At 59.1% G+C, this 26960-nt stretch carries 29 protein-coding genes, 1 tRNA gene and 1 pseudogene; 25 read left to right on the top strand and 6 right to left on the bottom strand.

The annotated features are described in order from the left end of the window. Nucleotides 1-99: 99 nt before the first annotated feature. From BN77_RS03665 to BN77_RS35800, 7 genes and pseudogenes are all read left to right on the top strand, one after another. Nucleotides 100-414 carry a DUF6074 family protein gene (locus tag BN77_RS03665; RefSeq protein WP_040676699.1) on the top strand — a complete coding sequence of 105 codons (315 nt, stop codon included), beginning with the start codon at nt 100-102 and terminating at the stop codon, nt 412-414. Nucleotides 415-853: 439 nt separating this feature from the next. Then, on the top strand, nt 854-2017 hold the full coding sequence (locus BN77_RS03660) for an isovaleryl-CoA dehydrogenase (protein ID WP_007528578.1): 1164 nt from the start codon (nt 854-856) through the stop codon (nt 2015-2017). Between the two features lie 26 nt (nt 2018-2043). Next, the gene (locus tag BN77_RS03655) at nt 2044-3651 is read left to right on the top strand and encodes a carboxyl transferase domain-containing protein (protein ID WP_007528576.1); all 1608 of its coding nucleotides are present in this window, start codon (nt 2044-2046) and stop codon (nt 3649-3651) included. Nucleotides 3652-3658: 7 nt separating this feature from the next. Next, nucleotides 3659-5644 (top strand): acetyl/propionyl/methylcrotonyl-CoA carboxylase subunit alpha, encoded by a 1986-nt coding sequence (locus BN77_RS03650; protein ID WP_007528574.1) that lies wholly within the window; start codon nt 3659-3661, stop codon nt 5642-5644. Next, on the top strand, nt 5641-6528 hold the full coding sequence (locus tag BN77_RS03645; protein ID WP_007528572.1) for a hydroxymethylglutaryl-CoA lyase: 888 nt from the start codon (nt 5641-5643) through the stop codon (nt 6526-6528). Before BN77_RS03650 ends, BN77_RS03645 begins: the two co-directional genes overlap by 4 nt. Further along, nucleotides 6528-7304, top strand: a complete 777-nt coding sequence (locus BN77_RS03640; protein WP_007528570.1) for a crotonase/enoyl-CoA hydratase family protein — start codon at nt 6528-6530, stop codon at nt 7302-7304. The genes BN77_RS03645 and BN77_RS03640 overlap by 1 nt, the downstream gene beginning before the upstream one ends. Then, nucleotides 7267-7458 (top strand): annotated as a pseudogene (locus tag BN77_RS35800) (hypothetical protein); the annotation flags it as partial. The gene BN77_RS03640 and the pseudogene BN77_RS35800, both read left to right, overlap by 38 nt. Before the next feature lie 131 nt (nt 7459-7589). On the opposite strand, the gene BN77_RS03635 reads toward BN77_RS35800, so the two are convergent. Next, nucleotides 7590-7679, bottom strand: a tRNA-Ser gene (locus BN77_RS03635). 305 nt (nt 7680-7984) lie between these two features. Here BN77_RS03635 and rplU point away from each other — a divergent pair. The 4 genes from rplU (at nt 7985) to BN77_RS03615 (ending at nt 9973) form a co-directional block, all read left to right on the top strand. Next, nucleotides 7985-8302 (top strand): 50S ribosomal protein L21, encoded by a 318-nt coding sequence (gene rplU / locus BN77_RS03630; RefSeq protein WP_007528566.1) that lies wholly within the window; start codon nt 7985-7987, stop codon nt 8300-8302. A gap of 34 nt (nt 8303-8336) precedes the next feature. Continuing rightward, nucleotides 8337-8606 carry a 50S ribosomal protein L27 gene (gene rpmA, locus BN77_RS03625; protein ID WP_004127267.1) on the top strand — a complete coding sequence of 90 codons (270 nt, stop codon included), beginning with the start codon at nt 8337-8339 and terminating at the stop codon, nt 8604-8606. A gap of 126 nt (nt 8607-8732) precedes the next feature. Then, the gene (locus BN77_RS03620) at nt 8733-9389 is read left to right on the top strand and encodes a GNAT family N-acetyltransferase (RefSeq protein ID WP_028746530.1); all 657 of its coding nucleotides are present in this window, start codon (nt 8733-8735) and stop codon (nt 9387-9389) included. 35 nt (nt 9390-9424) lie between these two features. Continuing rightward, entirely contained in the window at nt 9425-9973 is a 549-nt protein-coding gene (locus BN77_RS03615) for a GNAT family N-acetyltransferase (RefSeq protein WP_007528553.1), read from the top strand. Nucleotides 9974-10011: 38 nt separating this feature from the next. On the opposite strand, the gene BN77_RS03610 is transcribed toward BN77_RS03615, so the two are convergent. After that, nucleotides 10012-10875 carry an endonuclease/exonuclease/phosphatase family protein gene (locus BN77_RS03610; RefSeq protein WP_007528551.1) on the bottom strand — a complete coding sequence of 288 codons (864 nt, stop codon included), beginning with the start codon at nt 10873-10875 and terminating at the stop codon, nt 10012-10014. 83 nt (nt 10876-10958) lie between these two features. On the opposite strand from BN77_RS03610, the gene obgE reads away from it, so the two are divergent. From obgE to modC, 7 genes are all read left to right on the top strand, one after another. Next, entirely contained in the window at nt 10959-12041 is a 1083-nt protein-coding gene (gene obgE, locus BN77_RS03605) for a GTPase ObgE (protein ID WP_007528548.1), read from the top strand. After that, complete coding sequence (gene proB / locus BN77_RS03600) at nt 12028-13197, top strand: glutamate 5-kinase (RefSeq protein ID WP_040676695.1); 1170 nt, start codon at nt 12028-12030, stop codon at nt 13195-13197. Before obgE ends, proB begins: the two co-directional genes overlap by 14 nt. Further along, the gene (locus tag BN77_RS03595) at nt 13190-14473 is read left to right on the top strand and encodes a glutamate-5-semialdehyde dehydrogenase (RefSeq protein ID WP_040676693.1); all 1284 of its coding nucleotides are present in this window, start codon (nt 13190-13192) and stop codon (nt 14471-14473) included. Before proB ends, BN77_RS03595 begins: the two co-directional genes overlap by 8 nt. A gap of 37 nt (nt 14474-14510) precedes the next feature. Beyond that, nucleotides 14511-15104, top strand: a complete 594-nt coding sequence (locus tag BN77_RS03590; RefSeq protein ID WP_244426202.1) for a nicotinate-nucleotide adenylyltransferase — start codon at nt 14511-14513, stop codon at nt 15102-15104. Nucleotides 15105-15589: 485 nt separating this feature from the next. Next, nucleotides 15590-16375, top strand: coding sequence for a molybdate ABC transporter substrate-binding protein (gene modA / locus BN77_RS03585; protein ID WP_007528540.1), 786 nt, complete (start codon nt 15590-15592; stop codon nt 16373-16375). A gap of 73 nt (nt 16376-16448) precedes the next feature. After that, a complete protein-coding gene (gene modB / locus BN77_RS03580) occupies nt 16449-17150 on the top strand; it encodes a molybdate ABC transporter permease subunit (RefSeq protein WP_007528538.1) in 702 nt (233 codons plus the stop codon). Next, a complete protein-coding gene (gene modC / locus BN77_RS03575) occupies nt 17147-18211 on the top strand; it encodes a molybdenum ABC transporter ATP-binding protein (RefSeq protein ID WP_007528536.1) in 1065 nt (354 codons plus the stop codon). The genes modB and modC overlap by 4 nt, the downstream gene beginning before the upstream one ends. Here the strand turns inward: modC and BN77_RS03570 are convergent, their stop codons facing one another. Further along, nucleotides 18212-18583 carry a winged helix-turn-helix domain-containing protein gene (locus BN77_RS03570; protein ID WP_007528533.1) on the bottom strand — a complete coding sequence of 124 codons (372 nt, stop codon included), beginning with the start codon at nt 18581-18583 and terminating at the stop codon, nt 18212-18214. It lies immediately after the preceding gene. A gap of 204 nt (nt 18584-18787) precedes the next feature. On the opposite strand from BN77_RS03570, the gene rsfS reads away from it, so the two are divergent. From rsfS to BN77_RS03540, 6 genes are all read left to right on the top strand, one after another. Then, nucleotides 18788-19231: a ribosome silencing factor gene (gene rsfS / locus BN77_RS03565; RefSeq protein WP_007528531.1), complete on the top strand. Its 444-nt coding sequence runs from the start codon at nt 18788-18790 to the stop codon at nt 19229-19231. Nucleotides 19232-19307: 76 nt separating this feature from the next. Beyond that, nucleotides 19308-19790 (top strand): 23S rRNA (pseudouridine(1915)-N(3))-methyltransferase RlmH, encoded by a 483-nt coding sequence (gene rlmH, locus BN77_RS03560; protein WP_007528529.1) that lies wholly within the window; start codon nt 19308-19310, stop codon nt 19788-19790. A 117-nt stretch (nt 19791-19907) separates the two neighbouring features. After that, on the top strand, nt 19908-21362 hold the full coding sequence (locus BN77_RS03555) for a murein hydrolase activator EnvC family protein (RefSeq protein WP_007528527.1): 1455 nt from the start codon (nt 19908-19910) through the stop codon (nt 21360-21362). Next, entirely contained in the window at nt 21352-22674 is a 1323-nt protein-coding gene (locus BN77_RS03550) for a S41 family peptidase (protein ID WP_040676691.1), read from the top strand. The genes BN77_RS03555 and BN77_RS03550 overlap by 11 nt, the downstream gene beginning before the upstream one ends. Nucleotides 22675-22755: 81 nt before the next feature. After that, nucleotides 22756-23961 carry a divergent polysaccharide deacetylase family protein gene (locus BN77_RS03545; RefSeq protein WP_007528523.1) on the top strand — a complete coding sequence of 402 codons (1206 nt, stop codon included), beginning with the start codon at nt 22756-22758 and terminating at the stop codon, nt 23959-23961. A 13-nt stretch (nt 23962-23974) separates the two neighbouring features. Further along, entirely contained in the window at nt 23975-24508 is a 534-nt protein-coding gene (locus BN77_RS03540) for an RNA pyrophosphohydrolase (protein WP_007528520.1), read from the top strand. Between the two features lie 33 nt (nt 24509-24541). Here the strand turns inward: BN77_RS03540 and bfr are convergent, their stop codons facing one another. The 3 genes from bfr to BN77_RS03525 form a co-directional block, all read right to left on the bottom strand. Then, nucleotides 24542-25027, bottom strand: coding sequence for a bacterioferritin (gene bfr / locus BN77_RS03535; RefSeq protein WP_007528518.1), 486 nt, complete (start codon nt 25025-25027; stop codon nt 24542-24544). Next, the gene (locus BN77_RS34630) at nt 24993-25382 is read right to left on the bottom strand and encodes a (2Fe-2S)-binding protein (RefSeq protein WP_081593519.1); all 390 of its coding nucleotides are present in this window, start codon (nt 25380-25382) and stop codon (nt 24993-24995) included. The genes bfr and BN77_RS34630 overlap by 35 nt, the downstream gene beginning before the upstream one ends. A 222-nt stretch (nt 25383-25604) precedes the next feature. Next, the gene (locus BN77_RS03525) at nt 25605-25868 is read right to left on the bottom strand and encodes a helix-turn-helix domain-containing protein (protein WP_007528511.1); all 264 of its coding nucleotides are present in this window, start codon (nt 25866-25868) and stop codon (nt 25605-25607) included. 106 nt (nt 25869-25974) lie between these two features. On the opposite strand from BN77_RS03525, the gene BN77_RS03520 reads away from it, so the two are divergent. Continuing rightward, the gene (locus BN77_RS03520) at nt 25975-26886 is read left to right on the top strand and encodes a LysR family transcriptional regulator (RefSeq protein ID WP_007528509.1); all 912 of its coding nucleotides are present in this window, start codon (nt 25975-25977) and stop codon (nt 26884-26886) included. Nucleotides 26887-26960 lie beyond the last annotated feature (74 nt).

Genomic DNA, 26960 nt, shown 5'->3' with positions numbered 1-26960 from the left:
AGGTTCGTGAAAGATCGAACTGACACGTTTGTCTGAAGTGAAGAGGAAAGCGTTAACCATGGTCGGCTAGGAATGAGTCGGACGCAATGGAATGAGTCGATGCCAGTACAGTCAAACAAAACTCTGCAAGCAATGACGACAAGCGAAATCGTGCTTTTCCCGGTCGCTTCGCGCGCCGGTGACATTGAACGGTGCGCGGCCGAACTGGATCGCCGCAATGGCGAGGATGCGGTCGCCTTCTGGAAGACGGAGTGCCGCCGACTGGCTGCTGAGCTGACGTCGCTTGGCTGCTCCGAGGATGAGGTCCGCAACCACGTCATGATATTCCAAGCCGAGGTCCAGGCCGAGCTCGTTCGCCGCCATCAAGTCCGGGCACTCGCCGAAAGCCGCAGCGGCCGCGCCATCAAGCGCTGATCACATCACGATCGGCTGCCGCTTTGTCGGACAGCCCTCGAGCGGTTGAAAGCGTCGCTCCCGCCGACGAGATCTTTCCATATTTTGCGCCAGACGAACCGTCTTGGTTCAGAAATTCCGCGCGCCCGGTGGTAGCATCACTTTGTTCTCGCGCGGATCTGCGAAGATCTCGTTTGTATCCAGGTCGTTGCCTGTCTTGGGAGAAGGGGCAGATGTCCGCGGAAGATCTGACAAATATTCGCAGGAGCAAACTGGCGGCCAGAAGTCTGGTCGACCGGAAATGCTTGCCATTTTCGCGTTCTTCAACGAAATTTATCGGGCCCACCGGCGGTGGAGGAGCTGCCGACAAGATAAGCGCGTGAAGAACAACGACGGGAGATTAACGACACACGCATACCGGAGGCTGCGCTAGTCGTGCGCCGGATTTGGGAGGGAAGGCATGTATTCCGGTGGTTTGAGATTTGGTCTGACGGACGAGATCGAGGCGCTCCGTGACAGCGTGCGACGTTTTGCGACGGAGCGCATCGCACCGCTCGCTGCAGAGACGGACAGTAACAACAGTTTCCCAATGCCACTCTGGCGCGAGATGGGCGATATGGGGCTGCTCGGGATCACGGCCGAGGAGGCCTATGGCGGTGCCGGCTTGGGCTATCTGGCTCATTGCGTCGCGATGGAGGAGATCAGCCGTGCTTCGGCCTCCGTCGGGCTCAGCTACGGAGCCCATTCCAACCTTTGCGTCAACCAGATCAGCCGCAATGGAACGGAAAAGCAGAAGTCCCAGTATTTGCCGAAGCTCATTTCGGGAGAACACATCGGCGCACTTGCCATGTCTGAGCCGGGCGCTGGGTCTGACGTCGTTTCGATGAAGCTTCGAGCGGAGAAGCGAGGCGACAGTTACGTTCTCAACGGCAACAAGATGTGGATCACCAACGGTCCGGATGCCGACGTTCTGGTGGTCTACGCCAAGACCGACCCGGAGGCAGGACCGCGGGGCATCACTGCTTTGATCATCGAGAAGAACTTCAAGGGCTTTTTCACCGGCCCGAAGCTCGACAAACTCGGCATGCGCGGCTCCAATACCTGCGAGCTGATCTTCGAGGACTGCGAAATTCCCGAGGCAAATGTGCTCGGTACCATCGGCGGCGGTGCGCGCGTTCTGATGTCGGGGCTCGACTATGAGCGCGTCGTCCTTTCCGCGGGGCCGATCGGCATCATGGCCGCCTGCATGGATGTCGTCGTGCCTTATCTTCACGAGAGAAGGCAGTTCGGCCAGCCGATCGGCGAGTTCCAGCTGATGCAGGGCAAACTCGCCGACATGTACGTCGCCATGAACACAGCACGCGCCTATGTCTATGCGGTGGCGGCCGCCTGCGATCGCGGCGAGACGACACGCAAGGATGCGGCGGGCTGCATTCTCTATGCCGCGGAGAGGGCGACGCTTGTGGCCCTGGAAACGATCCAGGCACTCGGCGGTAATGGCTATACGAACGACTATCCTGCCGCCCGGCTGCTACGTGATGCCAAGCTTTATGAAATCGGTGCCGGGACCTCTGAAATCAGACGGATGCTGATTGGCCGCGAGCTTTTTGCGGAAACGGCCTGATCCATCCGACAACCATGCGGTGACCAATGACGGTTTTGAAGTCGCAGATTTCGACGAATTCGGAGAGCTTCAGGACAAATCGCGCGGCAATGACCGAAGCGATTCGTGTCATCGAGGAGGCGGCTGTAAATGCTGCAAATGGTGGCGGACCTGCGGCGCGTGAGCGTCACGTTGCCCGTGGCAAGATGTTGCCACGCGACCGGATTGCGGCCCTGCTTGATCCGGCTACACCGTTTCTCGAGATCGGATTGACGGCCGCCCATGGCATGTACGGCAATGAGGCGCCGGGTGCCGGCCTCATCACCGGCGTTGGCCGAGTTTCCGGATGCGATTGCATGATCGTCTGCAACGATGCCACGGTCAAAGGCGGCACCTACTTTCCGATGACGGTGAAGAAGCACCTGCGTGCGCAGGAAGTTGCGGCCCAGAACAATCTGCCCTGTATCTACCTGGTGGATTCCGGCGGCGCGAATTTGCCGAACCAGGACGAGGTGTTCCCGGATCGCGATCATTTCGGTCGGATATTTTATAATCAGGCCAATATGTCGGCAGCGGCAATTCCACAGATTGCCGTGGTAATGGGTTCGTGTACGGCGGGCGGTGCCTATGTGCCTGCCATGTCCGATGAGGCAATAATCGTCGAAGGCCAAGGGACGATCTTTCTTGCCGGACCGCCATTGGTCAAGGCCGCGACCGGCGAAGTCGTCTCCTCGGAGGAGCTCGGCGGTGGCGATGTGCATACAAGGCTCTCCGGCGTTGCCGATCATCTCGCACGTGACGATGCACACGCTCTTGCGCTGGCGAGGCGCGCTGTCGCCAATCTCAATCGATCCAAGGCGGGCGGCATCGAGCGCCAGGCGGTCGAGGCGCCATTGTTCGATCCTTCGGAAATTGCAGGTATCGTCCCGGCCGATCTGCGCGTGCCCTACGACGTACGCGAAGTTATTGCCCGTATAGTCGACGGCTCGCGTTTCGATGAATTCAAGGCGCGTTACGGGACGACGCTGGTCTGCGGTTTCGCCCACGTCCACGGTATCCCCGTCGGCATTGTTGCCAACAACGGTGTGCTGTTCTCGGAATCGGCCCTCAAGGGCGCTCATTTCGTGGAACTCTGCTCGCAACGCAGAGTACCTCTTGTCTTCCTGCAGAATATCACCGGTTTCATGGTCGGTCGCAAATACGAAACCGAAGGCATCGCTAAGAATGGCGCCAAGCTCGTTACCGCGGTCGCAACGACTGGTGTGCCGAAGGTCACGATCTTGGTCGGCGGTTCATTCGGTGCGGGCAATTACGGCATGGCGGGTCGCGCCTTCTCGCCGCGCTTTCTCTGGACATGGCCTAACAGCCGTATCTCGGTCATGGGTGGAGAGCAGGCGGCGGGTGTCCTTGCGACCGTGCGGGGAGAAGCGCTCTCGCGCGCCGGCACGCCATGGACACCCGAGGAGGAGACCACTTTCAAGCAGCCGGTGCTCGATCTTTTCGAACGGCAGAGCCATCCACTCTATGCCTCGGCACGGTTATGGGATGATGGGGTAATCGATCCGGCCAAGAGTCGCGACGTGCTCGGCCTCTCGCTGTCTGCGGCGCTGAACGCACCGATTGAAGACACGCGCTTCGGCCTGTTCCGGATGTGAGGTGGCGATGTTCCAGAAAATTCTCATCGCAAACCGTGGCGAGATAGCCTGCCGGGTAATCCGCACCGCTAGGCGCATTGGCATCGCTACCGTGGCGGTCTATTCGGATGTCGATGTTGGGGCGCTGCATGTCGAGATGGCCGACGAGGCGGTTCGCGTGGGACCTGCCAGCGCACAGGAAAGCTATCTCTCGATCGAGCGGATTCTTTCTGCGGCGGAGCGAACCGGCGCTGAAGCCATTCATCCCGGTTATGGGTTTCTCTCGGAAAATGCTGATTTTGCTGCGGCCGTGGAGGCTGCAGGTATGGTCTTCATAGGACCGCAGGCCTCCTCCATTCGCGCCATGGGATTGAAGGATGCGGCAAAGGCATTGATGGATCAATCGGGCGTGCCGATTGTCCCCGGTTATCACGGAGAGGAGCAGAATGACGAATTTCTGGCCGATCAGGCAACACTGATCGGCTACCCCGTGCTCATCAAGGCCCGCGCTGGTGGTGGCGGCAAGGGCATGCGCCGCGTCGACAGCGAGGAGGATTTTCGGGAGGCGCTCGCCGCCGCACGGCGCGAGGCAAAGGCCGCTTTCGGCGACGATGCGGTTTTGATCGAGCGATGTCTTGTTCGTCCGCGCCACATCGAGGTTCAGATCTTTGGGGATCGGCTTGGCAACGTCGTGCATATTTTCGAACGCGATTGTTCGCTGCAGCGCCGCCATCAGAAGGTAATTGAAGAAGCGCCAGCGCCGGGGATGACGCCGGAGATGCGGCGCGCGATGGGCGACGCAGCGGTGCGCGCAGCGCGCGCCATCTCATATCGTGGCGCCGGCACCGTGGAATTTATCGCGGATGTCTCGAATGGCCTGCGGCCGGATCGATTCTACTTCATGGAGATGAATACCCGTCTTCAGGTCGAGCACGCCGTCACCGAGGCGATTACCGGAGTCGACCTGGTCGAGTGGCAATTGCGCGTGGCCGCCGGCGAGCCTCTGCCGAAGAATCAGTCGGAGCTTGAGATCTACGGTTGGGCATTCGAAGCGCGAATTTATGCCGAGGATGCGGCCAAGGGCTTTCTGCCCGCGACGGGAACGATTAGGCATTTGGACTTTCCCGATGTTACTGCGCGAATCGATTCAGGAATCCGTCCAGGCGATACCGTCTCCGCCCACTATGATCCTTTGATTGCCAAGATGATCGTGCATGGACCGAACCGCAACGTCGCGCTGTCGCGGTTAACCCGTGCGTTGCAAAGTTCACATGTCGTTGGCGTCACCACCAATCTGGAATTTCTGGCCAGGCTGAGCGCGCACGAAGAAGTCGTCGCCGGCCATCCGGATACCGGCCTGATCGATCGCGATCTTCAATTGCTGACCGCCGTCGAGCCGCCAGCGGACACCGTCGTTGCTCTCGCTGCCGTCCTGTCGATGGGTGCGCTTGCGCCATCATCCGAAGGCGATCCATGGCTTACGCTAGGGCACTGGCAGCTGTGGAGCGAAATGCAGCGTATCGTCGCCCTGACCTATGAAGGGGGGCATTCGACCCTGCGGGTTGCCGCCAAGGGGTTCGATTTCTTTGCCGTGCACGACGGCAGGAGAGTCATTCCGGTGAAAATCGTTAGCCGGCAGGACGACGGATGCAGGGCGGAGGTCGATGGCCGGCAGGTCCAGGTCAAGGCAAGTGCGGCAGCACATCATTTGGTGGTCAGCGTCGACCACAGGACGCATTTATTTCACCTCGGCAATCCGCTCGATTTCAGCGCGGCCGACGTCGCGGATGGCAACAGGCTGATCGCCCCAATGCCGGGCTTTGTGAAGATCGTGCGCACGAGTTCGGGGGCGAAAGTCTCCAAGGGCGATGCGCTTATCGTCATGGAGGCCATGAAGATGGAACTCACGCTTGTCGCGGCCCGCGACGGAACGGTGGAGGCTGTCGAGGTGAGCGAAGGACAGCAAGTCGATGAAGGCGCCGTGCTTCTCACACTCCGGGTAGAGGAGATGTGATCGTGCAGCCCGGAGAATCCACACTGCTGCCGCGGGATGTCTCGATCGTCGAGATGGCGCCACGTGATGGCCTTCAGAACGAGAAGGACCTGATACCGACGGCGAAGAAGATCACCCTGATCGACATGATCTCAGAATGTGGTTTCGAGCGAATTGAGGCGACGAGCTTTGTCAGCTCGAAGTGGGTGCCACAGCTTGCCGACGCCGCCGAGGTGATGGCCGGTATCAAGCGCAGGCCGGGGGTCCGCTATGCAGTTCTGACGCCGAATATGAAAGGGTTCGAGGCTGCAATGGCCGCGGGCGCGGACGAAGTCGCGATCTTTGCTTCCGCCTCGGAGAGCTTCTCGCAACAGAATATCAACTGTTCCATCGCCGAGAGCATCGAACGCTTTAAGTCGGTTGCCGAAGCAAGTCGTGCGCGCGGTGTCCCGATGCGCGGCTATGTCAGCTGCGTCGTCGAATGTCCCTACGAGGGCGCCGTCTCGCCCGATGCGGCGGCCCGCGTCGTCGAAAGCCTGCATGCCTTGGGCTGCTACGAGATCAGTCTCGGCGACACAATCGGTCGCGGGCGGCCGGAGGAAGTCGATCAGATGCTGGTGACGGTCCTCTCCTATGCGCCCGCGACGATGCTTGCCGGTCACTTCCACGATACCGATGGCTGGGCCATCGACAATATCGACGTTTCGTTAAAGCACGGACTGCGGGTTTTCGATGCGTCGGTCGGCGGATTGGGAGGCTGCCCCTACGCACCGGGCGCAAAGGGCAATGTGGATTCGCTGGAAGTTGCGCAGTTTCTTTCCCGAAAGGGGTACCGAACCGGGCTCTCTCCGGAGAAGCTCGAAGAGGCTGCGCGTTTTGCCCAGAGCCTGAGGAGCGCAGGATAATGCCAAAAACGCTGATGATTTCGGTCGACGAACGCGGTGCTGCCCGGCTTACGCTGGCCCGCGAGGACAAGCACAACGCAATGTCCGCCGAGATGATCGATGAATTGACCGAAGCTGCAAGCGTTCTCGCATCGGACAGGAATGTGCGCGTCATCGTGCTTGCCGGAGCGGGAAAGAGCTTCTGTGCCGGCGGCGATCTGGAATGGATGAGAGCCCAGTTGAAGGCGAGCCGGTCGGAGAGAATCGCCGAAGCACGGCGACTGGCGATGATGTTCAAGGCTTTGAACCAGGTTCCGAAACCACTCATCGGCTGCGTCCATGGAAGCGCCTTCGGCGGTGGTATCGGGTTGATCAGCGTCTGCGACACCGCGATCGCTTCGGAGGCGGCACGTTTCGGTTTGACGGAAGTCCGGCTCGGCCTGATACCGGCAACGATCAGCCCCTATGTCGTTGCGCGGATTGGCAGCTCTGCAGCGCGATCCCTATTCGTCTCAGGGCGCATATTTGACGCTGCTCATGCGAAATCGATCGGTCTTGTCGCTTCAGTTGTTGCGTCCGCCGATGTCGATCGCGCGGTCGAGAAGGAAATCGACGAGTTCATCGCGGCCTCGCCACAAGCTGCAGCGAGCGCCAAGGCTCTCGCGCGTTCGCTCGCCTTGCCTATCACGGACGAGATCATTGACAACGTAATTACTCGACTAGCGGACAGTTGGGAGACGGAAGAGGCGCAGGCTGGCATTGCCGACTTCTTCGAAAAGCGCCGGTCGAAATCTTAGAGGACAGGGTCGACTACCGTGGAAGGCCCCAGAGACTTCGGTCTTAGATGAGCGTCGTCGTTTTGTCGCTCGGCTGCTGGAGGGCGAAGGGATGAGCGAGGTTTGCCGGTCCTTTGGGATCTCGCGCCGGACGCTTACGAAGCCAGTCTCCCGCAACAGCGGCAAGAGACACCAGACCCATTCACAGCCGGGAGAACTGTTGCTGATTGGTCGCACCAAAGGTGTGCAGTCCACCACGTCCTAGGGACAGGCTATCTATGTCTCCGGGTCGGACAACGAGATTTATGGCGGAGAGGGTGGGATTTGAACCCACGATACCCTTGCAGGTATGCCGCATTTCGAGTGCGGTGCATTCGACCACTCTGCCACCTCTCCGCGGTCTGGTCGGCGCTTGTTCGGCGCGGTGGGCTACATAGCGACAGAATGACGGACTGGCAAGACGAAATCTCAGAGGTTTTCATCCTTTTGCCTTGACAGTGTTTTTGGCCTCGCGTATCTCGGCTTCGCAATAGGTGTGGATAAGTCCGTGCCTGCCCGTCTCGCGCTCGCGCGGGCGGATCACCGGCAGCGAGAGTTCTGGGCGAAAGCCTCTGAAATCCCTGCTTAACCTCGACTGATAAAAAGACGGCCACCTGCTTGTTTGGCGGGTATGAGCCGGAACGAACATGAAAGGATAAAAAATGTTCGCAGTCATCAAGACCGGCGGTAAGCAGTACCGTGTGGCGGCAAACGACGTGCTGACCATCGAGAAGCTTGAAGCAACCGCTGGCGACGCAATTGAATTCACCGAAGTCCTCGTAATCGGCGAAGGCGCCGACGCTGCGATTGGTGCCCCCTTCGTTAAGGGCGCTTCCGTCAAGGCCGAAGTGGTCGAGCATAACCGCGGCAAGAAGGTCATCGCCTTCAAGAAGCGCCGTCGTCAGAACTCGAAGCGTTCGCGCGGCCATCGTCAGCATCACACGGTCGTCCGCATCACGGACATCGTGGCTGCTAAGTAAGATTACGGGACTGAAGGTTTAAAGGAGAACACCAATGGCACACAAAAAAGCTGGCGGTTCGTCGCGCAACGGTCGTGATTCCGAATCCAAGCGCCTTGGCGTGAAGAAGTTTGGCGGCGAAGCCGTCATCGCAGGCAACATTATCGTGCGTCAGCGCGGTACGCAGTGGCATCCGGGTTCCAACGTCGGCCTCGGCAAAGATCACACGATCTTTGCTCTTACCGCCGGCAATGTGAACTATCGAACGAAGGCCAATGGTCGCGTGTACGTGTCTGTAATGCCGAAAGCGGAAGCAGCGGAATAAGCCGGTAGCGCTCTAAAACAGCCGGCGTCTCATCGACCCGGCTGAGCGTATCAGGTTCAGTCCAGAAAACAGGGGAGATGGGGCGCCATCTCCCCTTTTTTCTTGTCCAACTAAGGAGGACTGAACATGCAAGGCGAATTGTTGAGGGAGGGCCAATCGTGGTCTCCCCGGGAAGACCAGCGGTCTCCCAAGGAACGGCTGAGGCCGGAGCGGTTAAGGACCGATTGCCCTGTCTTACTATCGGAGCGACTCGTCATGCGCGCGCCGCACGAAGAAGACATTGACGCCCTTGCCCATCTTGCCAACAACGCCAAAGTCGCCACCATGGTGTCGCGTATGCCGCACCCGTACACGGCCAATGATGCCGCCGACTTCGTGCGACGCACGAAAAACGGCGAGATTGGCAAGTGCGTCTATGCGATCACCAAGGCCGAAAACGGCGCCTTCATGGGGTGCTGCGGGGTCGAACCGCATCTAGACGGACGGACTGTCGAGATCGGTTACTGGCTTGGAGAACCTTACTGGAATCAAGGCTTTATGACCGAGGCATGCCACGCTCTGGTCGATATGGTCTTTCGCACACGGCAGGATGTCGACCAAATCGATGCCCGTTGCAGGGTGATGAACGTCGCTTCGCGGCGGGTCATACAGAAGTGCGGTTTCCAGTTCCAGGGATCCGGCCTCGCGGCGTCGCTGGCGCTCGGCAGCAACGTGCCAGTCGAGTGGTACAGGCTCGACCGCAAGACCTGGATGTCGCTGAGAAGCTGGGGGAGCGTCCTATGAACGCGATCAGTCGTCAAAGACCCAAGAGTCAGTCGATGACGCCCGGTCCCCTGCCGGTTATTACAACGGACCGGCTGGTGCTCCGCCCGCATCGGCTGAGCGATGCAGATGCGATCGCGGACACGCTGTCCGACTTCGCCGTTACCCGCATGCTCGCGCGCGTTCCTGCACCCTACGACAGGCAGGACGCGCTCGACTGGCTGGTACCGGTGACGGCGCGCGGCATGCCCGACTGGCAGTTTGCCATCACTGTTGGTGACGACGCCCATATCGGCGTCGTCGCAATCGAACTTCGCCACGGTCTTTGGAATCTCGGTTACTGGCTGAACCGCTACTACTGGCGGCGCGGCTATATGAGCGAGGCGGTATCGGCCGTGTTGGAGCGGTTTTCGCGCCGTATGCCCGAGACGGTGGTTCATTCCGGCGTTTTCGCCGATAACCCGGCCTCGCTGAAGTTGCAGGAAAAGCTCGGCTTCCGTATGACCGGCTGTAGCGAAATCTACAGCTTCGCGCGTAACACCATGGTCACGCATGTTGAGACGATGCTGAAGCCCGGTGCCCTGCAACAGGCCAGGATCGCTTGAATTAAGGAAGCGTCCCGACGTGTCGGGACGCCTCAACCCTAGCCGTCGATCTCTACCCAGACAGGGAAGTGATCGGAGCCGACAGAGTTTGTGTCGATCTTCACGGATTTCAGGCGGTCCGCAAGGCCGCAGCTGACGAAACAGTAGTCGAGATGCATGCGTTTGCTGTGATCCTTGGGATCCATCCAGCTATAGCTGCCGGGCGTGTAGGCCTTCAACACCGCAAATGCGTCAATTGGCGTGCCGATACGCTGAACGCGACCGTAATAGCCGTCGCTGGCGCCGGAAAAAATGCAATACTCCGGCGATTCCGGCGTCATGTTGAAGTCGCCCATGACGATGTAATTCTCGGGCAACGGCGGATCGCTGATATCGAATTCTGCGGCACCCGTAACAGAGCTGCCTTCGGACACGAAGGCATTGATGCGCTCTTTCAAATGCGCAAGCTGCCGGCTGCGCTCGTCGTTGGAGACATGATCGAGATGCACCGAATAGACACGCAGCCCGCCGGAAGGCGTCTCGATAACGGCCTCAGTCGCGCCACGCTGGAGATTGATCTTGGAGATCGTTCGGCTGCGCGGCAGAAGCAGCGTTCGGGTCGAGAGGATCGGCCAGCGCGAGAGCACCATGTTTCCGAACTGGAAGCGGGTTCCGCGCGTCGGCCAGCCTTCCTCGGCCTCCTCGACATGCAGGTCGCAAGCCGGTCCATAAACCCAGAAATGGTTGGGAAAAAGCCCCGCGAGGTCCGCGACCATGTCGGCATAATCGTTGCGGACGAAGCCCCGGGTCACCTCCTGGAGCGCGATGATGTCGGCGCCCTCGAGGCTCGCAACGATTCGGTCCAGGTCGTAGATGCCATCAAGACCGAAGCCGTACTGTATGTTATAGCTCGCAAACTTCACGATAATCCTTTGACCTCCGATTGAAGCGCCTATATCGAGGGCGGCAAGAGGGGCGAGAACTGCCACCGCACAATGGAAGTAAGATGAAATTTCTCGACGAAGCAAAGGTCTATATTAAGTCCGGAGACGGCGGCGCGGGCAGTGTCTCGTTCCGGCGCGAGAAGTTTATCGAGTTCGGCGGCCCTGATGGTGGCGACGGCGGACGCGGCGGTGATGTCTGGGTCGAGGCGGTCAACGGTCTCAATACGCTGATCGACTTCCGTTATCAGCAGCACTTCAAGGCCAAGATCGGCATGCATGGGATGGGTAAGAACCGTACCGGCGCCAACGGCGACGACGTTACGCTCAAAGTGCCTGTCGGTACGCAGATCTTCGAGGAAGACAGGGAGACGCTGATCTGCGATCTGACCGAGGAAGGACAGCGCTTCCGGCTCGCCGCGGGCGGTAATGGCGGCTTCGGCAACGCGCACTTTAAATCCTCGGTCAATCAGGCGCCGGACTGGGCCAATCCCGGTCTTCCCGGCGAGGAAAAGACGATCTGGCTGCATCTGAAGCTGATTGCCGATGCGGGCCTTGTTGGATTGCCCAATGCCGGTAAGTCCACGTTCCTCGCAGCCGTAACCCGCGCCCGACCGAAGATTGCGAACTATCCCTTTACGACGCTACACCCGAACCTCGGTGTCGCGACCGTCGACGGGCAGGAATTCGTCCTTGCCGATATTCCGGGGCTGATCGAAGGCGCGCATGAGGGTGTCGGGATCGGCGACCGCTTCCTTGGTCACGTCGAGCGCACACGCGTGCTGCTGCATCTCGTGTCCTCGCAGGAGGAAAAGGTTGGTAAGGCCTACACGACCGTCCGCCGCGAACTCGACGCGTATGGCGGCGAGCTTGGCGACAAGGCTGAGATCGTCGCTCTGTCGCAGATCGATGTTCTCGATGCGGACACGCTGAAGAAGAAGACGAAGGAACTTGCCAAGGCCTGCGGCAAGACGCCGTTTCAGATTTCCGCGGCTACGGGCAAGGGCATGACGGAAGTGTTGCGTGCTCTACGCGATATCATCGTTGAGGCGAATGCTGGCGCGGCGGAAAAGCTCGGCAGGGCACCGAAACTTCGCCACCGTGATATGGTGTCGGACGATGAAGGCGGGGCCAATGACGACGCGTAAGTCGCTTGGGCGTTACCGCCGTGTCGTCATCAAGATTGGTTCGGCTCTTCTTGTCGATCGCAAGACGGGTCTGAAGAAGGCGTGGCTTGATGCAATGTGCCGCGATATTGCGGCGCTGAAAGCCAAGGGCGTTGACGTGCTCGTCGTTTCCTCAGGCGCAATCGCACTCGGTCGTTCGGTGCTGGACCTGCCTTCGGGCGCGCTAAAGCTGGAGGAAAGTCAGGCGTCGGCGGCCGTCGGCCAGATCGCCTTGGCGCGCGCTTGGTCAGAAAGTCTGTCGCGCGACGAGATCGTCGCTGGCCAGATTCTGCTGACACTAGGCGACACTGAAGAACGCCGGCGCTATCTGAACGCACGAGCGACCATCAACCAACTTTTGAAGATCGGTGCTGTGCCGATCATCAACGAGAACGACACCGTTGCTACCAGCGAAATCCGCTACGGCGACAATGATCGCCTGGCTGCGCGCGTCGCGACGATGACCGGCGCCGATCTCCTAATTCTGCTGTCGGACATCGATGGCCTCTATACGGCGCCGCCGCACCTCGATCCGCAGGCGGAGTTTCTGGCAACGATCGCTGAGATCACGCCTGAAATTGAAGCCATGGCTGGCGGTGCCGCGTCAGAGCTGTCACGTGGCGGCATGCGCACCAAGATCGATGCCGGCAAGATCGCGACGACGGCCGGCTGTGCGATGATCATTGCATCCGGAAAGACAGACAGCCCGCTCTTGGCAATCGAGAATGGGGCTCGGTCCTCATGGTTTGCCCCTTCAAAGACGCCCGTCACGGCACGAAAGACTTGGATTGCCGGACAGTTGCAGCCGGCGGGCGAACTTTACGTCGATGAGGGCGCGGTTGCTGCGCTCGGAGCCGGCAAGAGCCTGCTCCCGGCCGGGGTTCGCAAGGTTATAGGGCTTTTCGGCCGCGGCGACACGGTGGCGATCGTAGGCCCCCAAGGTCGCGAAATCGCGCGCGGGCTTGCTGGCTATGATGCCGAAGAGGCACGCCAGATTACTGGTCGCAAGTCGACCGAGATCGAGGCGATTCTCGGTTACGCGGGACGCGCGGCAATGATCCATCGCGACGACATGGTGATGACGTCGCAGATCAGTTCGAAATCGGAAAGGCAGAAGAAGGACACAAGCTATGCTTGATAATGTTGCGCAGTGCCCTGACATTGACGCGCTGATGGATGACATCGGCCGCAAGGCCAAGGCTGCCGCGCGACCGTTGCGCTTCGCGCCCACCGAGGCGAAGAACCGGGCATTGAACGCTATGGCTGATGCGATCCTCGCCAACAAGGATCATATCCTCTCCGAAAATGCCAAGGATCTGAAGGATGTCGCCGGCACGGATATGCTCGCGTCCTTCGTGGATCGTCTGACGCTGACCGACAGGCGCATCGCCGAGATGGCTGAGGGCATCCGGGCGATTGCTGCTCTAAAGGATCCGGTCGGCGAGGTCATCGCGGCGTGGGACCGGCCGAATGGCCTGAAGATCGAGCGAGTCCGCACGCCGCTCGGCGTCATCGGCGTGATTTTCGAGAGCCGTCCGAACGTGACGGCAGATGCTGGTGCGCTCTGCTTGAAAGCCGGCAATGCAGTCATTTTGCGATGTGGCTCGGATTCCCGGCGTTCGTCGCAGGCAATCCATGCCTGCCTTGTGCAGGGGCTGGAGGCTGCCGGACTTCCGGAGAATGCAATTCAGCTCGTGCCGGTGACCGATCGCGCTGCTGTTGGCGCGATGTTGCGCGGACTGAATGGTACGATCGACGTTATCGTTCCGCGTGGCGGCAAGAGTCTTGTTGCGCGAGTTCAGAACGAGGCGAGGGTACCGGTCTTCGCGCACCTTGAAGGACTTTGCCATATCTACGTGGACGCGTCGGCCGATCTTGGCATGGCCAAGGAGATCGTCGTCAATGCCAAGATGCGGCGCACCGGCATCTGCGGTGCGGTGGAAACGATTCTCGTAGATCGGGCCGTTGCCGAGACGAATCTTCGCACGCTACTGGAGGCCCTCGCAGGGGCCGGCTGCGAGATTCGCGGTTCGGCTGAGGTTGTTCAGGCAATGCCCGGCGCGAAGGCGGCCATCGAGGAGGATTGGTCGACCGAATATCTGGATGCGATCGTTTCGGTTGCCGTTGTCGACGGCATTTCCGGGGCGATCCAGCATATCCAGACTTATTCCTCCAACCACACCGAGGCGGTGATTGCCGACGATCCTGATGTGGTGGAACGGTTCTTCACCGAGGTCGATTCCGCGATCCTGTTGCATAACGCATCGACCCAGTTTGCTGATGGCGGCGAGTTCGGAATGGGTGCCGAGATCGGCATCGCAACTGGTAAGATGCATGCGCGCGGCCCCGTCGGCGTCGAGCAGCTGACATCCTTCAAGTATCGGGTGCACGGCACCGGACAGACCCGGCTCTGACGTGATCAACGACGAAGTCGACCGACGTTATCTTCGCATGCCGCATACCGAGCGCAGCATGGTCGTCGGTCTTTTCGGCGGTTCCTTCAATCCGCCGCATGACGGACATGCGCTGGTGGCCGAAATCGCGATCAAGCGGCTCGGCCTCGATCAGCTGTGGTGGATTGTTACTCCTGGCAATCCGCTCAAGGATCGACGCCATCTGTTGCCGCTTGCCGAGCGCATCACTTTGAGCGAGCAACTCATCCGTCACCCCGCGATCAAAGTCACGGCGTTCGAGCGCAATTTCGCGACGAGCTTCACGGCAAACACGTTGGCTCGCGTCAAGGCGCGCAATCCGCATGTCCATTTTATCTGGATTATGGGGGCGGACAGCCTGAAAACTTTCCATCAGTGGCAACACTGGCAAGACATCGTCAACACATTTCCGATTGCCGTGATTGACCGCCCTGGTTCCACCCTCTCATTCCTTTCATCGAAGATGGCGAGGACGTTTGATTTCGCGCGCGTTGACGAGGACGATTCTCGCGCACTCTGGAAGCGCCACGCGCCAGCCTGGACCTTCATACACGGTCCACGCTCTGGCCACAGTTCGACCGCTATCCGGGCCACGAACGCCGCGATCGAATAATTCGATTTTTTCGGGGTTTGACAAATAAAAAGCCCGACGGGGGAGGAGATCCGTCGGGCTTTATAAACTTGATCGACAACTGGGAGGAGGAGTGTTGCCGATCCATATCAAACGGCTTTGGGAGGAGGAGATCGCCGTTCGATGAGTGTGTTGTATCACAGTCGCCGGATTTTTGAACCGGGTTCATTGCATTGCAGCAATGCGTTAGGTGCATAACTTCCGGCCGAGCTCTCTTCGCATTTGCCTAATTATTGCACAAACGTGGCTAGTTCTCACGATTCTTCAGACCCCTGGAGAATCTTCCCCTAGAATTTGAGGGCAATATCTGCGTTTTTGTGAACCGATGGCATCTAGACATGCGATTCACGAATGCGTGAACTCTGAGGTCGAGGCGACCCCAAGGGTTATGCTTGTGGAAATATAGCGCTAGCCAAGGCACTGGCTGCGTTATATCTCTAGGAATATTTCGAACTTGGGGAGATATGATGCACAGTCGCCGCCAATGGGTTAAATTCACAGCCGCCGCCATCTCGGCCGCATTTCTGGGTATTACCGCAACACCTTCCGCGGCTGCGGAGAAGGTTACTGTTTTCGCAGCGGCCAGCCTGAAGAATGCTCTCGACGCGGCGAATGCCGCTTGGGCGAAAGAGCACGGCAAGGAGGCTGTTGCATCGTATGCCGCGAGCTCTGCTCTTGCTAAACAGATCGAAAGCGGCGCGCCTGCAGACATCTTTATCTCCGCCGACTTGGACTGGATGGACTATCTTGCGAAGAAGAATCTGATCAAGCCCTCCAGCCGGTCAAATCTCTTGGGTAACAAGCTCGTGCTTGTCGCAGCCAAGGATCATGGCAAGCCGGTTGAGATCATGAAGGGCTTCAATTTTCCCGCGCTTCTCGGAGACGGCAAACTTGCCATGGGTGAGGCGAAGTCGGTTCCGGCCGGCAAGTACGGCAAGGCTGCGCTTGAAACGCTTGGCGTGTGGACCTCGGTTGAAGCCAAGGTCGCCGGCGCTGAAAGTGTGCGTGCCGCGCTGGCACTGGTATCGCGCGGAGAGGCTCCCTACGGCATCGTCTATCAGACCGATGCCTCCGCGGACGCGGGCGTTGCCGTTGTCGGCACCTTCCCGGAGGATTCGCATCCGCCAATCATTTATCCGATCGCCATTCTCTCCGAGAGCAAAAATCCGGATGCCGCGGCTTACCTGGACTTCCTGAAGTCGGAAAAAGCCGCTCATTTCTTTGTCGAGCAGGGCTTCAGCATTTTGAAATAATTGCGATTTTTTGCATGAAGACATAGCCTGAGAAGGCCCACTCGAACGGGCCTTCTATTTCTGGAGAGATGGCTTGGACGCACTCGGCCTGAGCAATGATGAATGGACGGCAATCTTGCTCAGCCTGCGTGTGTCCGTGGTCGCGATGCTGGCGAGTTTGCCATTTGGCATAGGAGTCGCCCTGCTGCTGGCGCGCGGACGGTTTTGGGGTAAGTCGATCCTGAATGGGGTTGTTCACCTCCCGCTGATCCTTCCCCCTGTCGTCACAGGTTTCATCTTGCTGATCCTGTTTGGACGTCGCGGACCGATCGGTAGTTTTCTCGACCAGTATTTCGGCATCGTCTTTTCGTTTCGCTGGACGGGTGCGGCGCTAGCCTGCGCAGTGATGGCCTTTCCCTTGATGGTGCGTAGCATCCGACTCTCGATTGAAGCAGTCGATCGAAAACTGGAGGAGGCAGCCGGGACGCTGGGAGCCAGCCCCTTCTGGGTTTTCATGACGATTACATTGCCGCTGACACTGCCCGGGATCATTGCCGGAATGATCCTTTCCTTCGCCAAGGCAATGGGGGAGTTCGGGGCAACCATCACGTTCGTCTCCAACATCCCCGGAGAAACACAGACCATTTCTTCGGCGATCTACTCCTTTACGCAGGTCCCGGGCGGTGATGCCGGCGCCCTGCGGCTGACGCTCGTCGCTGCCGCCATTTCGATGGTCGCTTTGCTTGCCTCGGAATTTCTCTCGCGCATCGCCGGCAGGAGGATTGATCCGGAATGACGCTCGTCGTGCAAGCAAAGCAGCGGCTTGGCACCTTTTCCCTCGACGCCAGCTTCACCTCTGAGCGGGGGATCACTGCCCTTTTCGGCCGGTCGGGCTCCGGCAAGACCTCGATGATTCGCATCATCGCGGGGCTAGCGAGACCCGACAATGGGCACGTGATCGTTGACGGTGATGTTATGACGGATACCGACCGGCGGATCTTTGTCGCCAAGCACCGCCGAAGATTCGGCTATGTCTTCCAGGAGGCACGGTTGTTTCCACACCTCAGTGTACGGAACAACCTGTCATATGGTCGGTGGTTTGGCAAAGTCGCTGGTCCGTCGGAGAGCTTGGATCGAATTGTCGCACTGCTCGGTATCGAAAGCCTGCTCGAGCGCAAACCGGAAAAGCTCTCGGGCGGCGAGAAGCAACGTGTGGCAATTGGCCGGGCCCTGCTGTCGACTCCCCGCCTCCTGTTGATGGACGAACCCTTAGCGGGCCTGGATGATGCACGAAAAGCAGAAGTCATGCCCTACCTCGAGCGGTTGCGCGACGAGATGGATATTCCGATCGTCTACGTCAGCCACTCGATCGCCGAGGTCGCGCGCCTCGCCAATCAGGTCGTGGTCATGCGGGATGGCGAGGTGGAGGCGATCGGACCAGCCGTGAATGTGTTGAACCACCCGCCTGCCTCATTCGAGCGGCGTGATGGTGCGCTCCTCGAGGGAAAGGTCGAAAGCGTCGATACGCAGCATCGCATTGCGACCATTTTCCTGAAATCAACGCAGCTTCATGTGCCGGGTGCGGCGCTCACGCCCGGGAAGGCGGTTCGGGTCCGGATCCCCTCTCGCGACGTAATGCTGGCAATAAGAAGGCCCGAGGCGCTCAGCGCGCTGAATGTGCTTGAAGGCACCGTTCAGGACATGACGCAGGCCGATGACGCCACGATCGATGTACTCGTCGACTGCGGTGGGGACATAATTCTCTCGCGGATCACGAGTTTTTCGGCTGAGCGGCTGGGCGTGTGCATCGGAGCCCCGGTTTTTGCCGTCATAAAGACCGTCGCGCTGGAACAGTGATCAACGATCGGTTTGGGTCGATCGGTTTGCCTCGAGCCAGGCCAAATCTTCCGCAAGGATGAGCTTCACCGTCCGCTCCATGTTTCGAAAGCGGGCAAGGAGTTCATCACCGAACGGTGTCACCGCTGCGCCCCCGCCCTTCTGCCCACCGCGCTGGGATTCGACCACCGGATCCCGGAACATCCGATTCATGTCACTGACAAGTAGCCAGGCGCGACGATAGGACATGTCCATCGCCCTGCCTGCGGCGGAAATCGATCCGGTTTCCCTGATATGTTCGAGCAGTTCCATCTTGCCGCGGCCCAGCCGGTCCTCATGAGGAAAGCTGATGCGGAGTATAGGAATAAGCGTGTCTTCGACGGGGTTGTTCATCGTATGGATCTTTGCGGTCGGAACGGAACTTACTTTACGTGCGGTGATACGGGCTGTACACAGCAGGCCCGATGCGCAGTCCTCCATTCAACAATGGTTTGTGATCAAGACGGACATTCACGCTTTGTGATTGCGCGCGTCTTGAAACGTTAATGGTTTGGTGCCTATCTTAACTATGATTTGGTCACCAAATCAGTGATGTGCATGTTTTGTCATTCCGAGAAAGGGAAAGCACTGACAACAGTACACGCCAAGGGAAAAACGCTTGCCGTTGTCCCGAAGAGCTCGGAACGTGGCGCCGATGCTGCCGCCCGCGCCCTGCACGCCGTCCTCACAAGCCTTGAGGACTCTAAAGCTGAAGATATCGTTACCATCGACATTGCTGGAAAATCGGCACTGGGAGACTTCATGGTCGTCGTCTCCGGGCGCTCGAACAGGCATGTCATGGCGATCTCCGACCACTTACTGACTGATCTCAAAGACGAGGGCTTTGGAAGCGCCCGTGTCGAAGGTCAGGAAGGCGGCGATTGGATCCTGATCGACACCGGCGATGTCATCGTCCATGTCTTCCGTCCAGAAATACGCGAGTTCTACAACATCGAAAAGATGTGGGCTGCGCCGGATATGGACGAGGAAACGGTGCACTGACAGGCTGCTGGACGCTTTGTCCGCCGCCTGATAGACGGGCGCTATATCGCCCTATGGCGAACTGCGGGAGCGGATAATGCGTGTAGGTCTTTTTGCAGTGGGGCGGCTGAAGTCCGGCCCCGAGAAAGATCTTGCCGCCCGCTATTTCGATCGTTTTGCCAAGGCCGGCCCTGCGGTCGGCCTCGAATTCTCCCGTGTGGCCGAAGTTGCCGAAAGTCGTGCATCGAACGCCGATACCCGCAAGCGTGACGAAGCGGCGTTGCTGCAGAAGTCGCTGGCGGAGGGGAGTGTTCTCATTTTGTTGGACGAGCGAGGCAAGGCACTCGACAGCGCGGGATTTGCCAATCTCCTTGGAAACTATCGCGACCAAGGCAAGCGCGACCTGATAATTGCCATCGGCGGCGCCGATGGTCTCGATCAGTCTTTGTACAACCTTGCCGATGCAACCCTCTGTCTTGGTAAGATGACTTGGCCGCATCAGTTGGTTCGTACGCTGATTGCCGAGCAGCTCTATCGAGCCGTGACGATCCTTTCCGGCCATCCCTATCATCGCGTGTGATGGGCCTTGCTGCTCATGCAGCCGTGTCCGTCGTGGAATGCGGATCCTCAATCGATCTGGCAAACAATGCCAAATCAGCCTAATCTCCGCGCGATTTGAAAGGATTTCAAAGTTCGTATGCCGACACGTGCGTTCAAGCCAAAATACGTCATTCTGCCGGCCCTGGCCGTAGGTTTGAGTGTGTCTGTGGCGGTAGTTGCGAACCGCCCCTTCGCCGCCAGCGCCTTCGCGCAGGATGCGCCGCAAGCTGCGCAGATGTCGCCGGCCGAAACGCCTGCTGCCACAACTGCTACGGCCGCCGAGGAGCGCCCCGATCCGGCAGCTGATCTCGCGAGGAAGCGGGATGAGACTCGGGCTGAACTCGAAGCCTTGTCTAAAACGATCGAACTTTCATCGGATAGGGTTGCTGATCTTCAGAAGAGCATCGCGGATCTGGACAAGAACAACAGCAGCGTTCGTCAGGCGCTGATTGATTCAGCGACGCGGCGCAAGTCGCTTGAGAAGCAGATCCTGGTGAGCGAGAAGAAGCTGGCCGATCTGGGCGTAAAAGAAGACGCGGTTCGCCGGTCGCTGCATGAACGGCGTGGTTTGCTGGCGGAGGTGCTGGGGGCTTTGCAGCGCATGGGCCGCAATCCGCCGCCGGCCCTTCTCGTCACACCCGACGATGCGCTCGCTTCGGTCCGCAGCGCAATCCTGCTTGGGGCAGTGGTTCCCGGTATCCGAAAGGAGACCGACAAGCTCGTCGCCGATCTTGCCAACCTGTCTTCGTTGCAGGCAGCAAGTGCTGCGGAGAAATCAGCCTTCACTGCAACGATGACGAACAGTATCGAGGAAGAGCGACGAATGGATTTGCTTCTCGCTGAGAACGAGAAGCTCAGCCGCAGCAGCGCCGCGGAACTGGATGCAGAGAAGAAGCGCTCGGAGGATCTTGCCAGCAAGGCGACAAGTCTGGAGGGGCTGGTCGCATCGATGGAAACCGAGATCGCATCCGTTCGCGACGCCGCCGCTGCAGCGCGCCAAGCCGAAGAGAACCGCAAGCTTCTCACCGACGAGCAGCGTGCCCACGCCAGGGCGCTCGCGGAGAGCGGTGTGCCTGATAAAAACCGTATTGCGCCCGCATATCCCTTCGGAGAATTGAAGGCGAAGCTGGAATTGCCTGTGGCAGGCGATGTCCTCCGCCAGTTCGGCGATGCCGACGGAACCGGCCATGAGGCGATGGGAATGACGCTTGCCACCAATCCGGAAACGGTGGTTACCGCTCCCGCAGACGGCCTTGTCGTCTACGCGGGTGCATTCCGCAGCTACGGCCAGATGATCATCCTCGACGCAGGCGACGGTTACCACCTTGTCCTTTCTGGAATGGAGACGATCAGCACGCGTCAGGGCAAGTTCGTCTTCGCCGGCGAGCCGCTTGCCGCCATGGGTGCAAAAAGAGTGGCGAGCGCGACTGCATTGGCGCTGGAAACCAACCGTCCAACGCTTTACATTGAATTTCGAAAAGATGGAAAACCGGTCGATTCCCGACCATGGTGGACCGCTAAAGACACTGGAAAGGCACGCAATGATTCGTAGGGCTTCTCTTGTTCTGGTCGGCGCATTAATGGGTGCGACCGCGATGAGCGTCATCTATTCGGCGGGCGTGCCTGCGGAAGCAGCCGGAGCCTCCACTTACAAGGAGCTTTCCGTTTTTGGTGACGTTTTTGAGCGTGTGCGCGCACAGTACGTGACGCCGCCTGCCGAAGACAAACTCATCGAAAACGCCATCAATGGCATGCTTTCTTCGCTGGATCCGCATTCTAGCTATATGAATGCCAAGGATGCCGCTGATATGCAGACCCAGACGAAGGGCGAATTCGGCGGCCTCGGTATCGAGGTCACCATGGAAGACGAGCTCGTCAAGGTCATTACGCCGATCGATGATACGCCTGCAGCCAAGGCCGGCGTCCTTGCTGGTGATTATATCTCCGAGATCGATGGTCAATCGGTTCGCGGTCTGAAGCTCGAAGACGCGGTCGAAAAGATGCGTGGTCCGGTCAACACACCGATCAAGCTGACGCTGATCCGCAAGGGTGCTGACAAGCCGATCCAGCTGACGATCGTCCGCGATGTTGTCGCTGTTCAGGCCGTGAAGTCGCGCGTCGAGGATGATGTCGGTTATCTGCGCATTATTTCCTTCACCGAGAAGACTTACCCCGATCTCGAGAAGGCGATCGAGAAGATCAAGAAGACAGTCCCGGCTGACAAGCTGAAGGGCTACGTCCTCGATCTTCGTCTTAACCCGGGTGGTCTGCTCGATCAGGCAATCCAGGTTTCAGATGCGTTGCTGCAGCGCGGCGAAGTGGTTTCCACGCGTGGCCGCAATCCGGATGAGACTCGCCGCTTCAACGCTGGTCCGGGTGACCTGACGGATGGTAAGCCGGTGATCGTGCTGATCAACGGCGGTTCGGCATCTGCTTCGGAAATCGTTGCCGGTGCGCTGCAGGATCTGCGTCGCGCGACTGTTCTCGGCACGCGCTCGTTCGGCAAGGGCTCGGTCCAGACTATCATCCCGCTCGGCGAAAACGGCGCGCTGCGGTTGACGACAGCGCTCTACTACACGCCTTCTGGTCGCTCCATCCAGGGCACGGGCATCACGCCTGATATCAAGGTGGAGGAGCCGCTTCCGGATGATCTGAAGGGCAAGATGGTCACGGAAGGCGAGTCGAGCCTGCGCGGGCACATCAAGGGCCAGAGCGAGACAGACGAAGGCTCTGGTTCGATTGCCTATGTTCCGCCGGAGCCGAAGGACGACGTCCAGCTCAACTACGCGCTTGACCTACTTCGCGGCAAGAAGACCGATCCGGCATTCCCGCCCAATCCTGACAAGGCTGTCAGCGCCAAGTAATCGCAATTTGAGGCGTCAGGCCGGATGGTTTATCCGGCCTGACGCCTTTTTGCTGTCCTGATTCTAAAGCGGAAAAGAAGTTTGGATACCGATCTGCATGCCCCTCTGGGACAGAACCGAAAGGCCAAGCGGCAGCGACCGGGTATTCTGCGTACAGGTCGTGTTGCCGCCGGGATTTGCCTCGTCCTGATCGGGGCTTCGTCCATCTATACGGCATTTCGCGGTGACGGATTGAAGGGGCAGACGCCACCGGCGCAGGACCAGGCGGCTGCGCCATCTTCCGACACGGTTCAGAATCACGTGCCCTCGCAGACTTCATCCGCAGTCGCTCCCAATGGTATGCTGCCATCGGATTCGAGATCGGGCGCAAATGTAGAGCGGATGGTCACCGGCGACGGATCCGTCGTCACGAAATACTCTCCCAGGCAACGGGACGAAAACGGCCCGGTGTTGGTCGATGCCTCGCAGGTCGGCCAGGATCCACGTATGGCGGCGCTACCGAACGACGCGCTTCTGGAAGACACGCCGTTGGGACGGCTGCCGATCGTCGGACCGGACGGGCGCCGCCCAATGGACCAGTATGCGCGACCATGGTCCGGCGTCCACGGGACTCGCATCGCGATCGTCGTCAGCGGTCTCGGGCTTAGCCAGACGGGGACACAGCGCGCCATCCAGCAATTGCCGGAGGAGGTTACCTTCGCCTTTGCCGCCAGCGGTAACAGCTTGCAACGCTGGATGCAGGAAGCGCGCCGCGGCGGCCACGAAATCCTGTTGCAGGTTCCGTTCGAACCATTTGATTATCCGGCAAACGATCCGGGCCCAGATACGCTGCTGACGTCAAGCTCGGTTACGAAGAATATTGAAAGCCTGCACCGGGCAATGGGCGAGATAACGAACTATACCGGCATTATGAACTATCAGGGTGGCCGCTTCCTTTCCGACCCCAACGCCATGGAACCGGTCATGCGGGATCTCGGAAAGCGCGGGTTGCTGTTCCTTGATGACGGAACGTCGGCCCAATCCAAGACCGCCGCGGTCGCAAAGGGAACTGAAGTTCCGTACGCCTTTGCGGATGTGCAGTTGGATAAGCAGCTTGACGTGAACGCGATCATCCAGAAGCTGGATGAACTCGAACGGGTTGCGAAGCGTAACGGCCAGGCGATCGGTGTCGCTGCCGCCTTTGACGAGAGCGTTGATGCAATCGCGCAATGGGCGCAGGAAGCGGCCATGCGAGGCATTGAAATTGTCGGTGTCGCAGCGCTGACCAATGATCCGGAAAGACCTTGAACAGAGAGAGCCTATGAGCAAGCCGATCGTCAAAGCCGAAGACCTGCCGTATCGCCCCTGCGTCGGCGTCCTGATCCTCAATCGCCAGGGCCTCGTATGGGTGGGCCGAAGGATTCCGGAAGAAAATTCTGAGTATGACGGATCGCCGCAGCTTTGGCAGATGCCGCAGGGCGGCATCGACAAGGGCGAGGATCCGCTTGAGGCGGCCTACCGCGAGCTTTACGAGGAGACGGGCATTCGCACGGTGACGCTGCTCGCGGAGGCGCGGAATTGGATCAACTATGATTTACCGCCCCAGCTGATTGGTATCGGATTGAAGGGCAAGTTTCGCGGCCAGACGCAGCGTTGGTTTGCGTTCCGTTTCGATGGTGACGAGAGCGAGGTCACGATCAATCCGCCGCCCGGCGGCCATGCGCCTGAGTTCGATGCTTGGGATTGGAAGCCGATGGAGAGCCTGCCGGGCCTCATCGTGCCCTTCAAGCGGGCTGTCTATGAGCAGGTGGTCGGCGAGTTCAGGCACCTGGTTGGCGTGAGTGCCGCAGAGTAATTGACCGGCGGCTGAGGGCTGCCGGTCATGGTGTTACTCAGCCTCGTTGGCGGAGTCGGCGTTAAGTTGTCCGTACTTGGACTCGCCGATCTTGCCTAGCAGCTCCAGCTGCGTTTCGAGGAAGTCGATGTGACCTTCCTCGTCCGCCAAGAGTTCCTCAAAAAGCTTCATCGAAACATAGTCGCCGGCTTCGTGACAGATGTCGCGTGACTTCTTGTAAGCGGTGCGTGCATCGTATTCGCCGGCAAGATCGGCCTCCAGAACTTCCTTGACGTTCTGGCCGATGCGAAGCGGAGCAAGGGTCTGGAGGTTGGGGTGTCCTTCGAGGAAGATGATGCGTGCGACCAGTCGGTCGGCGTGATGCATTTCCTCAATGGATTCAGCCCGTTCCTTCTTGGCGAGCTTGGTGTAGCCCCAGTCTTCAAGCAGTCGATAATGGACCCAGTATTGGTTTACGGCGCCGAGTTCGAGAAAGAGGGCTTCGTTAAGCCGCTCGATGACTTTTTTGTCGCCTTTCAATATCCGCTCTCCTGTTTTCTTCATGGAATTTTCTCAGGCGGGACATGAAATCAAATAATTCGGCTTCCGTCGAGTGATGGCGGGCGTGATATTCCTCGGTCGTCTGGATGATAATATCGACCACGTTTGGGAAGCAGCCACAGCAGCGACCGCGCTTTTCCATGGCGTGGTAAACCTTTGCAGGTACGATCAGCTGCCAGCAGTCCTGATCGAGAAGCTCGGTGATGACTTCCCGGATTTCGTGATCAGTTATGTAGTTGCAGCTGCAGACAAGCACGTCGACATTCCAAACATGACATTCACTATCGTCTTTTCTGCAAAAGAAGAGGGCGGGTGTCAAGAAAAATAGAGTCATGGAACAAGGTCGTTCGTCGCATGTTAAGAAAATAAAAAGGAAGCTCTTCAGATGTAATGCATCCAGGAGGTCACGAGCTGGCGAGCAAGGCCGGCTGTGATGACGAAGATCCTGATTGCGGAGAGTTCCCGACGACCGTTTCACAACAGCATGAGATCACCGACCAGGCAGACGCAGGTCATTGTCCGTTCAAGCCGATCGAATAACAGCCTCCATGCCCGATCACTTGGTGGCTTTCCGGCCGGGCCGAAGGGGCGTCGGCCTGGGGTCGGTGGGATCCGGTTCTGCAAAAAGAACCGCGATATCTACAGCGAGCGCGGTGGCAAGGCGATCAAGGAGATCGATTGAGGCGTTATGCCTACCTCGCTCCAAGTCACTCACAACCGTCCGATCGATGTTCGCATCTACAGCAAGATTTTCCTGCGTTACGCCCATCGTTGAGCGCAACTGTCGAAGATTCCAGGCGATGCGAGCACGAGTGTCCATGGTTCATGGCCACCATCTTGCATTGCGTTAATCCATCGGATATATCCGACATATTACAATATGGCGGGCCACCGACATCGACCGGTGCCCGAGATCGGTGGTCTCCATGGAACTGCGTCAGCTCTCCTATTTCAAAGCGGTGGCCGAGGAACTGCACTTCGGCCGGGCGGCAGCGAGGGTGCGGATTGCCCAGCCGGCGCTCAGCAATCACGTCATGGCACTGGAAAGGGAGCTTGGCTGTGCGCTGTTCATCCGCTCGACGAGGCGGGTGGAGCTGACCAGGGCAGGGGAAACCTTCTACGATCGCTGCGTGCGCATCCTCAGCGAGGTCGATCTGACCACCGAGCTGACGCGGGCGGCCGGCGGCAGCCGCATGCGCCAGATCAAGATCGGCACCGTCTATCCGGCCACCATCGGCATGCTGCCGACCTTTCTTGCGAAGATCGCCCGCAAGTTCCCTGACGTGAAGATCCATATCGCTGCCGGCAACACCGGCGAGATCATCCGCAACCTGGAAAGCGGCCAGATCAATCTCGGCTTCATCCGCCCGGTGGAAAACATCGGCGCGTTGCGCTTCTTCTCGATTGCCTCGGAGCGCTATTATCTGGCGGTTGGCCATGGCAATCCGCTGGCCGCGCGCGACGAGATCACCATCGACGATCTCAGCGATCAGAAGCTCATCGCCTTTTCCAGGCAGAACCTGTCGTTTTCCGAGCGCTACTTCCAGGAGAAGTTCGAGACCTACGACCTGGTGAAGAATATCGCCTATAGCTGCGACGACACCTGGTCCTTGGTGTCGCTCGTTTCAGCCGGGCTTGGCATCGGCTTTGTCCCGGAATGGACGCGCGAGCTTCCGAACCGCGCCTTCGAACTGAAGAAGGTCAGAGGCATCGACTTTCGGATCGGGCTGGGGGTGGCGTGGAACCGGGAGGATCCGACCGCATCGCGCGACGACATCGTCGATATCGCCCGGTCGCTGGCACGGCCGGGGCGGCATCATGTCAGCAGGGTTGAGTAGCGACGCAATCGCAATGGCTCACCGCGTATGGTCGAAGATACGATAGCGGCCATATCCTACTCCAAGCGTTTCCG

Origin of the sequence: Rhizobium mesoamericanum STM3625 (assembly GCF_000312665.1) — a bacterium.
GTDB classification, from domain to species: Bacteria; Pseudomonadota; Alphaproteobacteria; order Rhizobiales; family Rhizobiaceae; genus Rhizobium; species Rhizobium mesoamericanum.
The sequence above is the reverse complement of the archived record's forward strand: the minus strand, read 5'-3'. Positions and strand labels throughout refer to the sequence as shown.